The sequence below is a fragment of the Streptomyces argenteolus genome (assembly GCF_042902585.1).
In the GTDB taxonomy this organism is placed as follows: Bacteria; Actinomycetota; Actinomycetes; order Streptomycetales; family Streptomycetaceae; genus Streptomyces; species Streptomyces argenteolus.
On the sequence record NZ_JBIBEG010000002.1, the window covers coordinates 525,982 to 540,070 of the forward strand.

11 protein-coding genes are annotated in these 14,089 nt (G+C 71.6%); 8 read left to right on the forward strand and 3 right to left on the reverse strand.

Going from position 1 to position 14,089, the window contains the following annotated elements; translation table 11 throughout:
* Window positions 1–59: 59 nt before the first annotated feature.
* On the reverse strand, window positions 60–326 hold the full coding sequence (gene rpsT, locus ACFY8O_RS08885; RefSeq protein ID WP_014156344.1) for a 30S ribosomal protein S20: 267 nt from the start codon (window positions 324–326) through the stop codon (window positions 60–62).
* Between the two features lie 215 nt (window positions 327–541).
* Between rpsT and lepA the strand changes: the two genes are divergently transcribed.
* The 4 genes from lepA to hemW all read left to right on the forward strand — a co-directional run bounded on the left by lepA (window position 542) and on the right by hemW (window position 8,098).
* Window positions 542–2,416 carry a translation elongation factor 4 gene (lepA, locus tag ACFY8O_RS08890; protein WP_145801591.1) on the forward strand — a complete coding sequence of 625 codons (1,875 nt, stop codon included), beginning with the start codon at window positions 542–544 and terminating at the stop codon, window positions 2,414–2,416.
* 399 nt (window positions 2,417–2,815) lie between these two features.
* Complete coding sequence (locus tag ACFY8O_RS08895) at window positions 2,816–4,705, forward strand: AMP-dependent synthetase/ligase (RefSeq protein WP_145801592.1); 1,890 nt, start codon at window positions 2,816–2,818, stop codon at window positions 4,703–4,705.
* A 175-nt stretch (window positions 4,706–4,880) separates the two neighbouring features.
* Window positions 4,881–6,794, forward strand: a complete 1,914-nt coding sequence (locus ACFY8O_RS08900; protein WP_387900178.1) for a SpoIIE family protein phosphatase — start codon at window positions 4,881–4,883, stop codon at window positions 6,792–6,794.
* Between the two features lie 71 nt (window positions 6,795–6,865).
* On the forward strand, window positions 6,866–8,098 hold the full coding sequence (hemW, locus tag ACFY8O_RS08905; RefSeq protein ID WP_387900180.1) for a radical SAM family heme chaperone HemW: 1,233 nt from the start codon (window positions 6,866–6,868) through the stop codon (window positions 8,096–8,098).
* Between the two features lie 112 nt (window positions 8,099–8,210).
* Here the strand turns inward: hemW and ACFY8O_RS08910 are convergent, their stop codons facing one another.
* Together ACFY8O_RS08910 and ACFY8O_RS08915 are read right to left on the reverse strand one after the other, a co-directional pair.
* Window positions 8,211–9,029, reverse strand: coding sequence for a DUF3097 domain-containing protein (locus ACFY8O_RS08910; protein ID WP_387900182.1), 819 nt, complete (start codon window positions 9,027–9,029; stop codon window positions 8,211–8,213).
* Between the two features lie 25 nt (window positions 9,030–9,054).
* Window positions 9,055–9,777, reverse strand: coding sequence for an MBL fold metallo-hydrolase (locus ACFY8O_RS08915; protein WP_387900184.1), 723 nt, complete (start codon window positions 9,775–9,777; stop codon window positions 9,055–9,057).
* Window positions 9,778–9,942: 165 nt separating this feature from the next.
* On the opposite strand from ACFY8O_RS08915, the gene hrcA reads away from it, so the two are divergent.
* The 4 genes from hrcA (at window position 9,943) to ACFY8O_RS08935 (ending at window position 14,084) form a co-directional block, all read left to right on the forward strand.
* On the forward strand, window positions 9,943–10,959 hold the full coding sequence (gene hrcA, locus ACFY8O_RS08920) for a heat-inducible transcriptional repressor HrcA (RefSeq protein ID WP_145801598.1): 1,017 nt from the start codon (window positions 9,943–9,945) through the stop codon (window positions 10,957–10,959).
* The gene (dnaJ, locus tag ACFY8O_RS08925; protein ID WP_145801599.1) at window positions 10,960–12,099 is read left to right on the forward strand and encodes a molecular chaperone DnaJ; all 1,140 of its coding nucleotides are present in this window, start codon (window positions 10,960–10,962) and stop codon (window positions 12,097–12,099) included. It abuts the gene before it with no gap.
* A gap of 168 nt (window positions 12,100–12,267) precedes the next feature.
* The gene (locus ACFY8O_RS08930; protein WP_387900186.1) at window positions 12,268–13,341 is read left to right on the forward strand and encodes a nitronate monooxygenase; all 1,074 of its coding nucleotides are present in this window, start codon (window positions 12,268–12,270) and stop codon (window positions 13,339–13,341) included.
* A complete protein-coding gene (locus ACFY8O_RS08935) occupies window positions 13,338–14,084 on the forward strand; it encodes a 16S rRNA (uracil(1498)-N(3))-methyltransferase (protein ID WP_387900188.1) in 747 nt (248 codons plus the stop codon). The genes ACFY8O_RS08930 and ACFY8O_RS08935 overlap by 4 nt, the downstream gene beginning before the upstream one ends.
* The last annotated feature ends 5 nt before the right edge of the window (window positions 14,085–14,089 follow it).

Genomic DNA, 14,089 nt, shown 5'->3' on the forward strand with positions numbered 1-14,089 from the left:
GCCGGTCAGGGGCGGGAGAGAGGGCCCGCTGAATCCGTCCCGGCGATCACATCAGTAGCTCAGCCCTGGAGGGCGGCAACCTTGAGCGCCAGCGCCGACTTCTTGTTGGCGGCGGCGTTCTTGTGGATGACACCCTTCGAGACAGCCTTGTCGAGCTGGCGCGACGCGTCACGGACGGCCACAGTGGCCTTCTCGACGTCACCGGCAGCGGCAGCCTCACGGGCCTTGCGGATCGAGGTCTTGAGCGAGGACTTGACGGCCTTGTTGCGCAGGCGCGCCTTCTCGTTCGTCTTGTTCCGCTTGATCTGGGACTTGATGTTCGCCACGAAAGAGCCTTTTCAGGTTCGTTGGATCTTCTATGTGCGCCACGCCGCTTCTGAGGGCCACGAGGCACAGCTGCCCACGGTAGCAGTCACCCTCGGACCGGCCCAAACCGGTCCCGGTCCCGCAGGCGTGGGACCATGGAGGCTACGTATCGATCCGTCCGACCCGACATCGACCCGAGACACGGCGTCCGGCGTCTCAAGAATCAGGACCCTGCGTGCCCGCGACTCCTACCAACGTGCCCGAGCCGAGCCGTACCGACCCGGCGCTGATCCGCAACTTCTGCATCATCGCGCACATCGACCACGGCAAGTCGACCCTTGCCGACCGGATGCTCCAGCTGACGGGAGTGGTCGACCAGCGGCAGATGCGCGCCCAGTATCTCGACCGGATGGACATCGAGCGCGAGCGCGGCATCACCATCAAGTCCCAGGCGGTCCGACTGCCGTGGGCGCCCACCGAGGGTGAGGACAAGGGCGCGACCCACATCCTCAACATGATCGACACCCCGGGCCACGTGGACTTCACCTACGAGGTCTCCCGCTCGCTGGCCGCGTGCGAGGGCACCGTCCTCCTGGTCGACGCCGCTCAGGGCATCGAGGCGCAGACGCTGGCCAACCTCTACCTGGCGATGGAGAACGACCTCACCATCGTCCCGGTGCTCAACAAGATCGACCTGCCTGCCGCCCAGCCCGAGAAGTTCTCCGAGGAGCTCGCCAACCTCATCGGCTGCCAGCCCGAGGACGTGCTCAAGGTCTCCGCGAAGACCGGTGTCGGCGTCGACGCGCTGCTCGACCGCGTCGTGCGGGACGTCCCGGCTCCGGTCGGCCAGGCGGACGCCCCCGCCCGCGCGATGATCTTCGACTCGGTCTACGACGCCTACCGTGGTGTCGTCACCTACGTCAGGGTCGTGGATGGTCAGCTCAACAAGCGTGAGCGCATCAAGATGATGTCGACGGGCGCCACCCACGAGCTGCTGGAGATCGGTGTCTCCTCCCCGGAGATGACCCCGGCCGACGGCATCGGCGTGGGCGAGGTCGGCTACATCATCACGGGTGTGAAGGACGTCCGGCAGTCCAAGGTCGGTGACACCATCACCTCCCTGAACAAGGGGGCGACCGAGGCGCTGGGCGGGTACAAGGACCCGAAGCCGATGGTGTTCTCGGGGCTCTACCCCCTGGACGGGTCCGACTACCCGGACCTGCGCGAGGCCCTGGACAAGCTCCAGCTCAACGACGCCGCCCTGGTGTACGAGCCGGAGACCTCCGCCGCGCTCGGCTTCGGTTTCCGCGTCGGCTTCCTCGGCCTGCTGCACCTCGACGTGATCCGTGAGCGCCTGGAGCGCGAGTTCGGCCTGGAGCTGATCGCCACCGCCCCCAACGTGGTCTACCGCGTGGAGATGGAGGACGGCTCGGAGCACATCGTCACCAACCCGAGCGAGTTCCCCGAGGGCAAGATCGACAAGGTGCACGAGCCGGTCGTCCGGGCCACGGTCCTCGCGCCCAGCGAGTTCATCGGCGCGATCATGGAGCTCTGCCAGAACCGGCGCGGCACCCTGATCGGCATGGACTACCTCTCCGAGGACCGGGTCGAGATCCGCTACACCCTGCCGCTCGCCGAGATCGTCTTCGACTTCTTCGACCAGCTGAAGTCCAAGACGCGCGGCTACGCCTCCCTGGACTACGAGCCCACGGGTGAGCAGTCCGCCCAGCTCGTCAAGGTCGACATCCTGCTGCACGGCGACAAGGTCGACGCCTTCTCCGCGGTCACGCACAAGGACAAGGCGTACGCCTACGGTGTCCGGCTCGTGGCCAAGCTCCAGAAGCTCATCCCCCGGCAGAACTTCGAGGTGCCGATCCAGGCGGCCATCGGCTCCCGGGTCATCGCGCGTGAGACCGTCCGCGCCATTCGCAAGGACGTCCTCGCCAAGTGCTACGGCGGTGACATCTCCCGTAAGCGGAAGCTGCTGGAGAAGCAGAAGGAAGGCAAGAAGCGGATGAAGATGGTCGGCAACGTGGAGGTGCCGCAGGACGCGTTCATCTCCGTACTGTCGACCGACGAGTCGGCGGGCGAGGGCAAGGCCAAGAAGTAACCCCTGCCCCCAGGCGAGCCGGAGCGGCCCCGGCCCGGCCGGCCGGAGGAGCGTCCGGGCGCCATCGGCCGGGACGCTCCACCGGGCCCGGGCACCACTCCCGGCGTACCGGGCGTACGCCGTCTCGCCGTCGGCGTGTACCCGGCTGTACGGCCTGGGAGTACCCGGGAGTAGCCCCACTGGCCCCTGCGTCGCGGATGTCCGTGACGCGGGGGCCCGGTTCGTTATGAAGCGGCGGCCTGTTGCCTCTTACGCGACGGTCCCGGGCCCTTTAGTCTGATCACCACCCCGTTAGTTACTCGCCAGTTAAACAAGACAGGCCGAGCGGGAACGAGAAGCAGGAAGAACCAGCAGCACCAAGAAGCCGGTCGTAGCAATGCCGCAGGCCCGGAGGACGTCGTGAGCGACACACAGACCTTGATCGATAGCCGACCGCCCTCCGTGGCGACTCTCTTCATCGACCGCGTGGCGGCCACCCCGGACGGTGAGGCCTATCGCTACCCGGTGCCGGCCGCGTCGGGCCAGGGCCCGGACGAGTGGAAGTCGCTGACCTGGGCGCAGGCCGCCGAACGGGTCCACGCCGTCGCGGCCGGGCTGATCGCTCTCGGCGTCCGGCCGGAGGAGCGGGTCGCCCTGGCCTCCTCCACCCGTGTCGAATGGATCCTGGTCGACCTCGGGGTGATGTGCGCGGGAGCCGCCACCACGACGATCTACCCCTCGACGAACACCGAGGAGTCCGCCTTCATCCTGGCCGACTCCGAGAGCCGTGTGTTGATCGCCGAGGACGCCGTCCAGCTGGCGAAGGCCCGTGAGAGCCGGTCGGAGCTGCCCGAGCTGGCACACGTCGTCGTCATCGACGCGGCCGGGGTCGAGCCCGCCGAGGACGACCCCGAGGGCTGGCTGCTCACCCTGGCCGAGCTGGAGGCCAAGGGCGCGGAGTACCTGGAGAAGAACCCGGACGCGATCACCGACCGGGTCTCCGCCATCACCGCGGACCAGCTGGCCACGCTGATCTACACCTCGGGCACCACGGGTCGCCCCAAGGGCGTACGGCTGCCGCACGACAACTGGTCGTACATGGCCAAGGCGACCGTGTCGACCGGGATGATCAACCCGGACGACGTCCAGTACCTCTGGCTGCCGCTCGCCCACGTCTTCGGCAAGGTGCTCACCTCCGGCCAGATCGAGGTCGGCCACGTCACGGCCGTCGACGGACGTGTCGACAAGATCATCGAGAACCTCCCGGTGGTCCAGCCGACCTACATGGCGGCCGTCCCCCGCATCTTCGAGAAGGTCTACAACGGGGTCGCCGCCAAGGCGAGGGCCGGCGGCGGAGCCAAGTACAAGATCTTCCAGTGGGCCGCAGGAGTCGCCCGCGAGCACGCGAAGGTCTCGCAGGACAACTTCCGCCGCACCGGCAAGGCCTCCGTCCCCTTCGCCCTGGGCGCCAAGCACAAGGTCGCCGACGCCCTCGTCTACGCGAAGATCCGCGAGGCCTTCGGAGGCCGGCTCCGCGCCTGCATCTCCGGGTCCGCCGCCCTGGCCCCCGACATCGGCCTCTTCTTCGCCGGCGCGGGCATCCACATCCTGGAGGGTTACGGCCTCACCGAGTCCAGCGCCGCCTCCTTCGTCAACCCGGGCGAGGCGTACCGCACCGGCACCGTCGGCAAGCCGCTCCCCGGCACCGAGGTCCGCATCGCGGACGACGGCGAGATCCTGCTGCGCGGCCCCGGCCTGATGGAGGGCTACCACCGGCTGCCCGAGAAGACCGCGGAGGTGCTGGAGTCCGACGGCTGGTTCCACACCGGCGACATCGGCGAGCTGTCCCAGGACGGCTACCTGCGCATCACCGACCGCAAGAAGGACCTGATCAAGACGTCCGGAGGCAAGTACATCGCCCCGGCCGAGGTCGAGGGCCAGTTCAAGGCGGTGTGCCCCTTCGTCTCCAACATCCTGGTGCACGGCGCGGACCGGAACTTCTGCACCGCCCTCATCGCGCTCGACGAGCCGACCATCCTCGGCTGGGCCGAGGAGAACGGTCTCGGCGGCAAGCCCTACGCCGACGTGGTGGCCTCGCCGCAGGCCGTGGAGCTCATCGACGGCTATGTGCAGCGGCTCAACGAGGGTCTCCAGCGCTGGCAGGCCATCAGGAAGTTCCGGCTGCTCCCGCGCGACCTCGACATCGAGCACGGGGAGCTGACCCCCAGCCTCAAGCTCAAGCGGCCGGTCGTCGAGCGGGAGTACAAGGACCTGATCGACGACATGTACGCGGGCGCCCGGGAGGCGTAACCCCCCGGAGCTGTGCGGGAGCGGGGCCGGCGGACGCGGAAGCGACCGCCGGCCCCGCGCGTTTCCTTACGGCTCGTCCGGCCACTTCCGTCACTCGGTGCTTATGGGCGCGCCCGGTCTGTCACTCTGTCGTAGAACGTCAGCGGCATTTCGCGAGACCGTCAGGAGCCGCACTGTGGGGCCCATTCCCTTGCAGCGGGACATCGTTCACCGTCCCGGCACCGTCGTCGCCGGTCAGGGCGACGGCACGCGTCCCGTCGCCCGCACGAGCCTGCCGGGCATTCCGCAGGCCTCGTCCGCGGCCCGCAAATTCGTCCGTGCCGCGCTCGCCGACTGGACCGGCCTCGGCCTGCCCAGCGCCGGTGAATTCGGCGAGCGGCTGACCGACGACGCGCTGACCGTGGCCAGCGAGCTGGTCACCAACGCGGTCGTGCACGCCGGTACGACGGTGGAACTGCTTCTCAGGCTGGAGGACTCGGCCGGTCCCGAGCCGGCCGCGCTGGTGCTGGAGATCACCGACCACCACCCCGCCCGGTCGGTGCGCGACAGCCGCGCCGAGCGGCCCGACCCCGCGGAGTACGGCCGGGGGCTGCAACTCGTCGCCACGCTCGCCGAATCCTGGGGCATCACCTACCGCACCGGCCTCAAGACTGTCTGGGCCCGTCTTCCCGGCGACGACCGGTACGGACTGCCCGACGCCACGCGGGCCGAGGAGTCCCCGCGCAGGCGCGCCCTGCCCGACGGCCGGATCCCCGCTCCCGCGGCCGGGCCCGCCGGGCGCGACGACGCCGGCTGGGCCGGGGGCGGCGGGCTCTCCTTCCTGGCCGAGGCGTCCGGCCTGCTCGCCGGCCAGCTCGACGAGGATCTCGTCGCCTCGACCGCGGGCCCGCTCCTGGTGCCCCGGCTCGCCGACTGGTGCGCGATATGGCTGGAGAGCGAAGCGGGCGGCCCGGCGGCCGTCCCCCGGCTCGCCGGCGTCTGGCACCGGGACGAGCGACGGGCCGAGCTGCTGCGCCCGGCGCTGGAGAAGGAACCGCTCCGCTTACCCGGGAGCGTCGGCACGGGGCCCGTGCCGCTGCCGTGGCCCGAAGCGGCGGAACGCGGCAAGGGGCCCGGTGCCGCCCTGGCCCACCGCATCGTCTCGGGCGGGCGCACGCTCGGCGCGGTTCTGGTGGGCCGCGAGGGCGCCGACCACATCCCCGACGAGGTCGCCGCGCTCCTGGCGGACTTCGTCCGCAGGGTCGGTCTCGCCGTGGGCGCCGCGCGCGCCTACACCCGGCAGGCCACCATCAGCCGCATCCTCCAGCGCGGCCTGCTCCCCAGCAAGGTCGCCGACATACCCGGGGTCACGAGCGCCCTGGTGTACGAGCCCGGGGACGACGGGGTCGTCGGCGGTGACTTCTACGACCTCTTCCCCTGCCCCGGCGGACGCTGGTGCTTCGTGCTCGGCGACGTACAGGGCAGCGGTCCCGAAGCCGCCGTGGTCACCGGTCTGGCCCGCCCCTGGCTGCGGCTGCTGTCCCGGGAGGGATTCCGCGTCGGGGAGGTCCTCGACCGGCTCAACCGGCTCCTCCTGGACGACGCCATGGAGGCCGCGGAAGCCGCCGCGCTCATGGTCGCCGCCGCGGGCGGTCAGCAGATCCAGGGCGACGGGCAGATCCAGGACGGCTCCCAGTCCCGTTTCCTCTCCCTGCTGTACGGCGACCTCGTGCCGCTCCCCGGCGGCGGGGTGCGCTGCACCGTGGCGAGCGCGGGCCACCCGCTCCCGCTGCTGCTGCGCCCCGACGGCTCCGTACGGCCCGCCGCCGAGCCGCAGGTGCTCCTGGGGGTCGTCGACGACGTGGCGTACGAGAGCCAGAGCTTCGTCCTGGAGCCCGGGGACAGCCTCCTCTGCGTCACCGACGGGGTGACGGAGCGGCGCTCGGGGCGGCTGATGTTCGACGACGGGGACGGTCTCGCACGGGCCCTCGCCGCATGCGCGGGGCTGCCGGCCGCCGGAATAGCCGAGCGGATCAAGAGAGCCGTCCACACCTTCGCCGAGCGCCCGCCCGACGACGACCTGGCCATGCTCGTGCTCCAGGTCGACTGAGGCGCGGCGAGGCCCCGGGGCCGCGACGAGGTGGTCCGGGGCAGCTCCGGCGGCGAGCGACAATGGACGGTATGCCTTCCGTACTGCCCGATGGTGAAGCCGTGCCCGACGACGGGGCGCTGCCCCGCCACGCCCTGGAAGGCGCCGCCGACCGGCCGCTCGGCTTCTACCTGCACGTGCCCTACTGCGCCACCCGCTGCGGCTACTGCGACTTCAACACGTACACCGCGACCGAGCTGCGCGGATCGGGCGGCGCCCTGGCCTCCCGGGACAACTACGCCGCCCACCTGGTCCAGGAGGTCCGCCAGGCCCGCAAGGTCCTCGGTGACGATCCCCGGCCGGTCCGTACGGTCTTCGTCGGAGGCGGTACGCCGACCCTGCTCCCCGCCGCGGACCTCGTGCGGATGCTCGCGGCGATCCGTGAGGAGTTCGGGCTGGCGCCGGACGCCGAGATCACCACGGAGGCCAACCCGGAATCCGTGGACCCGGCGTACCTGGCCTCCCTGCGGGAGGGCGGCTTCAACCGGGTCTCCTTCGGCATGCAGAGTGCCCGGCAGCACGTCCTGAAGATCCTCGACCGCACCCACACCCCGGGCCGGCCGGAGGCCTGTGTCGCCGAGGCCCGCGCGGCGGGCTTCGAGCACGTCAACCTCGACCTGATCTACGGCACGCCCGGCGAGTCCGACGACGACTGGCGGGCCTCCCTCGACGCCGCGATCGGTGCCGGGCCCGACCACGTGTCGGCGTACGCGCTGATCGTCGAGGAGGGGACCCAGCTCGCCCGGCGCATCCGGCGCGGTGAGGTCCCGATGACGGACGACGACGTCCACGCCGACCGGTATCTGATCGCCGACGAGGCCATGGCGGCGGCGGGCTTCTCCTGGTACGAGGTGTCGAACTGGTCCCGTACGCCCGAGGGCCGCTGCCTGCACAACGAGCTGTACTGGCGCGGGGCCGACTGGTGGGGCGCCGGACCGGGGGCGCACAGCCACGTCGGGGGCGTGCGCTGGTGGAACGTGAAGCACCCCGGGGCGTACGCCCAGGCCCTGGCCGAGGGGCGCTCGCCCGGCGCCGGCCGCGAGATCCTCGCGGACGAGGACAGGCGGGTCGAGCGCATCCTGCTGGAGCTGCGGCTCGTCGAGGGCTGCCCGCTGTCGCTGCTCGCCCCCGCCGGGGCGGCGGCGGCGGGACGCGCCGTGGCGGACGGCCTGCTGGAACCCGGGCCCTACGGGGAGGGGCGCGCGGTCCTCACCCTGAGGGGCCGCCTGCTGGCCGACGCCGTGGTCCGCGACCTGGTGGACTGAGCCGGGGGCCGAGCGCCCCCTCCGCGAGCCGCACACGGCTCTCCCGGGGCCTTCGGCAGGGCGGTCGGGCCCCGGGACGGGTGATCTGCCGGACAGCGGACAGGCCGGGCCGTCAGCCGGGCAGCGTGACGAAGTCGATCAGCTCCTCGACCCGGCCCAGCAGCTGCGGTTCGAGGTCCTTGTAGGACGAGACCCGGGACAGGATGTGCTGCCAGGCGGCGCCGGTGTTCTCCGGCCAGCCCAGCGCACGGCAGACACCCGTCTTCCAGTCCTGACCGCGCGGTACCACCGGCCAGACGGGGATGCCCACCGACGCGGGCTTCACCGCCTCCCAGACGTCGATGTACGGATGCCCCACCACCAGCACGTGCGCGTCCGTGACCTGGGCGGCGATCCGGGACTCCTTGGACCCGGGCACCAGGTGGTCGACGAGGACCCCGAGCCGGGCGTCCGGGCCCGGCGCGAACTCCCGCACGATCGACGGAAGGTCGTCGATCCCCTCCAGGTACTCCACCACCACGCCCTCGATCCGCAGATCGTCGCCCCAGACCCGCTCGACGAGCTCGGCGTCGTGCCGGCCCTCCACGTAGATCCGTCCCGCCCGCGCCACCCGCGCCCGCGCCCCGGGGACGGCCACCGAGCCCGACGCCGTACGGGAGGGACGGGCGGGCCCGCCCGCCGACGGGCGCACGAGGGTGACCACCTTGCCCTCCAGCAGGAAGCCGCGCGGCGTCATGGGGAACACCCGGTGCTTGCCGAAGCGGTCCTCCAGCGTCACCGTCGGGCCCTCGGCCGTCTTCTCGCACCGGATGACCGCCCCGCAGAAGCCGGTGACGGCCTCCTCGACGACCAGGTCGGGCTCGGCGGGCACCTCGGGGGCGGGGGCGGACTTCTTCCACGGCGGAGTCAGGTCCGGCTGGTAGCTGCGCATGGCAGCACGATAATCGGGGCCGCTTTCACGACACGCCGAAGCGCGCGGCCAGTTGATCGCGTTGCGCCCGTACGAACGCGGCGTCCACCACGGCCCCGTGGCCCGGCACGTACAGGGCCTCCTCGCCGCCCAGCTCCAGCAGCCGGTCCAGCGCGGACGGCCAGTGCGAGGGGACCGCGTCCGGACCCGCCTGCGGCTCGCCGGACTCCTCGACCAGATCGCCGCAGAGCACCACCACGGGGGAGCCCGGCACCAGCACCGCGAGGTCGTGCCCGCTGTGGCCCGGGCCCACGTTGGCCAGCAGCACCTGGAGACCGCCGCCCAGATCGAGGGTCCACTCGCCGCTCACCTGGTGCCGAGGCGCCACCAGGGCGTCCGTGGCCGCCGTGGCGTCCGCCTCGCTCATCCCGTGCCGCACCGCGTCCGCCCGCAGTTCCCCGGCGCTCCGCTCCAGCAGCGCGGCCGTGCCGACCGCGCCGTAGACCTCCGCCCCCGCGAAGGCGGCGGTGCCCAGCACATGGTCGAAGTGCGGGTGGCTGAGTGCGATATGCGTCACCCTCCGGCCCAGCAGACCCTCCGCCTGACTCCGCAGCTCTACCCCCTCGCGGAGCGTCGAACCGGTGTCGTAGAGCAGCACACCGTCCTCCCCGGCCACCAGCGCGGCGGTCGCGTCCCAGACGGGAAGGCGCCGCCGCCCCGTGCCGTTGCCCAACCGCTCCCAGCCGAACTCTTCCCAAGCGACGTCCATACGACGACGCTATCGGCAACGACCTGCGCCGTCGCGTGACAGCGTGGCCGGTCGCCCTTGCCCCCGGCCCACCCTGCCCCCGTACACTGACCGGGGGGATCGCTGGCACTCGAACGCACAGAGTGCCAGGCAGACGCCGGAGAACCACAGCTGGAGGTGTGCGCGGTGCTCAGCGAACGCAGACTCGAAGTGCTGCGCGCGATCGTGCAGGACTATGTCGGCACCGAGGAGCCCGTCGGCTCCAAGGCACTCACGGAGCGGCACAGCCTCGGGGTCTCCCCGGCCACCGTCCGTAACGACATGGCGGTGCTGGAGGACGAGGGCTTCATCGCCCAGCCGCACACCAGCGCCGGGCGCATTCCGACGGACAAGGGGTACCGGCTCTTCGTCGACAAGCTCGCGGGCGTCAAGCCCCTGTCGTCGCCGGAGCGCCGTGCCATCCAGAACTTCCTCGACGGCGCGGTCGACCTCGACGACGTCGTGGGCCGCACGGTCCGGCTGCTCGCGCAGCTGACCAGACAGGTCGCCGTCGTGCAGTACCCCTCGCTGACCCGTTCCACGGTGCGGCACGTGGAACTGCTGTCCCTGGCCCCCGCGCGGCTGATGCTCGTGCTGATCACGGACACGGGCCGGGTCGAACAGCGTATGATCGACTGCCCTGCACCGTTCGGTGACACGTCTCTGGCGGATCTGCGGGCCCGGCTCAACAGCCGGGTCGTCGGACGACGCTTCGCGGACGTCCCGCGGCTGGTGCAGGACCTGCCGGAGTCTTTCGAGAGCGAGGACCGGGGAACCGTCTCCACGGTGCTCTCCGTCCTCCTGGAGACACTGGTCGAAGAGACGGAGGAGCGGCTGATCATCGGCGGCACCTCCAACCTCACCCGCTTCGGGCACGACTTCCCTGTGATGATCCGGCCGGTGCTGGAGGCATTGGAGGAGCAGGTCGTCCTGCTGAAGCTGCTCGGTGAGGCAACGGATTCGGGCATGACCGTACGGATCGGGCACGAGAACGCCCACGAGGGCCTCAACGCCACGTCCGTCGTCGCGGTCGGCTACGGTTCGGGCGACGAGGCAGTCGCCAAACTCGGCGTGGTCGGACCGACCCGCATGGACTACCCCGGAACGATGGGAGCGGTACGCGCAGTGGCACGTTACGTCGGACAGATCCTGGCGGAGTCGTAAGTGGCCACGGACTACTACGCCGTACTCGGCGTGCGCCGCGACGCATCTCAGGACGAGATCAAGAAGGCATTCCGCAGGCTCGCCCGCGAGCTGCACCCGGATGTCAACCCGGATCCCAAGACCCAGGAGCGGTTCAAGGAGATCAACGCCGCTTACGAGGTGCTGTCGGACCCGCAGAAGAAGCAGGTCTACGACCTCGGCGGCGACCCGCTGTCGGCCTCGGGCGGCGGTGGCGGAGCCGGTGGCTTCGGTGCCGGCGGCTTCGGCAACTTCAGCGACATCATGGACGCGTTCTTCGGCAACGCCGCCCAGCGCGGGCCCCGTTCGCGGACCCGGCGCGGCCAGGACGCCATGATCCGGCTGGAGATCGACCTCAACGAGGCGGCCTTCGGCACGACCAAGGACATCCAGGTCGACACCGCGGTCGTCTGTACGACGTGCAGTGGCGAGGGGGCCGCACCCGGTACCTCCGCGCAGACCTGTGACATGTGCCGCGGCCGTGGCGAGGTCTCCCAGGTCACCAGGTCCTTCCTCGGCCAGGTCATGACCTCGCGGCCCTGCCCGCAGTGTCAGGGCTTCGGTACGGTCGTGCCGACCCCGTGCCCCGAGTGCGCGGGCGACGGCCGGATCCGCTCGCGGCGCACCCTCACCGTGAAGATCCCGGCCGGTGTCGACAACGGCACCCGGATCCAGCTCGCGGGGGAGGGCGAGGTCGGCCCCGGCGGCGGCCCCGCCGGCGACCTGTACGTCGAGATCCACGAGCTGGCGCACCCGGTGTTCCAGCGGCGGGGCGACGACCTGCACTGCACGGTCACCATCCCCATGACGGCGGCGGCCCTCGGCACCCAGGTGCCGCTGGAGACGCTGGACGGCCTGGAGGAGATCGACATCAGGCCCGGCACCCAGTCCGGCCAGTCGGTGCCCCTGCACGGGCGCGGGATCACGCACCTGCGGGGCGGCGGGCGCGGTGACCTCATCGTGCACGTCGAGGTCATGACCCCGACGAAGATGGACCCCGAGCAGGAGCGCCTCCTGCGGGAGCTGGCGAAGCTGCGCGGCGAGGAGCGGCCCACCGGCCAGTTCCAGCCGGGACAGCAGGGACTCTTCTCCCGTCTGAAGGACGCGTTCAACGGCCGCTGAGCCGGGTCGGCGCACCGCTCGACACCCACCGCACCGCCCGCCGGCCCGTTCCGGCGGGCGGTGCCGTGCGTGGCACGGCCAGGGCCGTCCCCGTGGGTGCGGCGCCCTGCCCGGGCAGGGGGAAAGGGCTGATTCGGCACGGTCCGCGGGACGTGGCACGATGCGGTCATGTCCTTGGCGCTGACCGATCTCTCCCGCTACCCGATCGTGCAGGCCCCGATGGCGGGCGGGGTCTCGCGCCCCGAGCTGGCCGCCGCGGTCGCCGAGGCCGGAGGGCTCGGCTTCCTCGCTGCCGGCTACAAGACGGCGGACGGGATGTACAACGAGATCGAGCAGCTGAGGCGGATGACGCCGCAGCCCTTCGGTGTGAACCTCTTCATGCCGCAGCCGCCGGTCGCCGATTTCAGCGCCGTCGAGGTCTACCGTGACCAGCTGGCCGGGGAGGCCTCCTGGTACGAGACCCCCCTCGGCGAACCGGACGCCGACGGGGACGACGGTTTCGAGGCCAAGGTCGCGATCCTGCTGGAGGACCCCGTCCCCCTGGTCTCCTTCACCTTCGGCTGCCCTTCCCGCGAGGTCCTCGACGCGTTCGCCGCCGTCGGCACGCACACCGTCGTCACGGTCACCTCGGCCCAGGAGGCACGGAACGCCCAGTGGGCGGGCGCCGACGCCCTCTGCGTGCAGGGCGTCGAGGCGGGCGGTCACCAGTCCACCCACCGCGACGACCCGCAGGGCGGACTCTCCGGCACCGGACTGCTCGCGCTGATCGCGGAGGTCCGCGAGTCCGTGCGGCTGCCGGTCATCGCCACCGGCGGCCTGATGCGCGGGTCCCAGATCGCGGCGGTCCTGGCGGCCGGAGCCGACGCGGCGCAGCTCGGTACCGCCTTCCTCGCCACCCCCGAATCCGGCGCGCACCCGCTGCACAAGCAGGCCCTGACCAACCCGCTGTTCGTGACCACGACCCTGACCCGGGCGTTCTCCGGGCGGCCCGCGCGCGGGCTGGTCAACCGGTTCGTCCGGGAGCACGGGCCGTACGCGCCGGCCGCCTACCCGCAGGTGCACCAGGTCACCGGCGGACTGAGGCGGGCCGCGGCCAAGGCGGGGGACGCCCAAGGTATGGCCCTGTGGGCGGGCCAGGGGCACCGGCTGGCACGCGAGCTGCCCGCAGGGGAACTCGTGGGACTGCTCGCCGCAGAAACGGAAGCCGCGTGTGCGGCAGTGAGTGGGAGGAGTGCCCAGTGACGGCACCGGTCTTCGTCGTCGAACACCTGCCCGGCGGGCCGGAGTTCGTCCTGGACGGCCCCGAAGGGCGCCACGCCGTGTCCGTGAAGCGGCTGAACCCCGGTGAGGACGTCGTCCTCACCGACGGCCGGGGGCGCTGGGCCGAAGGCGTCGTACGCGCGGCCGAGGGCAAGGACCGGCTCGTCGTCACGGGCCTGGAGACGGTGCACGAGGAGCCCGTGCACACGCCCTTCGTCACCGTCGTCCAGGCGCTGCCCAAGGGCGACCGGGGCGAACTCGCCGTGGAGACGATGACCGAGACGGGCGTCGACGCGATCGTGCCCTGGCAGGCGGCCCGCTGCATCACGCAGTGGAAGGGCGACCGGGGGCTCAAGTCCCTGGCCAAGTGGCGCAGCACCGCGCGCGAGGCCGGGAAGCAGTCGCGCCGGGTGCGCTTCCCCGAGGTGGCGGACGCCATGACGACCAAGCAGGTCGCCGCCCTGCTGGCGGGCGCGGACTTCGCGGGCGTCCTGCACGAGGACAGGGAGAGCGGAAGCGAACCGCTGGCCACCGCCGAACTGCCCGCCACCGGAACGATCGTGCTGGTCGTGGGCCCCGAGGGCGGGGTCGCCCCCCAGGAGCTCGCCGCCTTCGCCGAGGCGGGAGCACCCCCGTACCGGCTCGGACCGAGCGTGCTGCGCACCTCGACCGCGGGGACGGCCGCGGCAGCCCTGCTGATGGGCCGCACCGGGCGCTGGAGCTGAGACCT

Coding starts and splice junctions, on each gene's coding strand:
- hemW (WP_387900180.1), top strand. CDS start 6,866: ATGCCTTCCGTACTGCCCGATGGTGAAGCCGTGCCCGACGACGGGGCG.
- ACFY8O_RS08910 (WP_387900182.1), bottom strand. CDS start 9,029: ATGCGCAGCTACCAGCCGGACCTGACTCCGCCGTGGAAGAAGTCCGCC.
- ACFY8O_RS08915 (WP_387900184.1), bottom strand. CDS start 9,777: ATGGACGTCGCTTGGGAAGAGTTCGGCTGGGAGCGGTTGGGCAACGGC.
- ACFY8O_RS08930 (WP_387900186.1), top strand. CDS start 12,268: ATGTCCTTGGCGCTGACCGATCTCTCCCGCTACCCGATCGTGCAGGCC.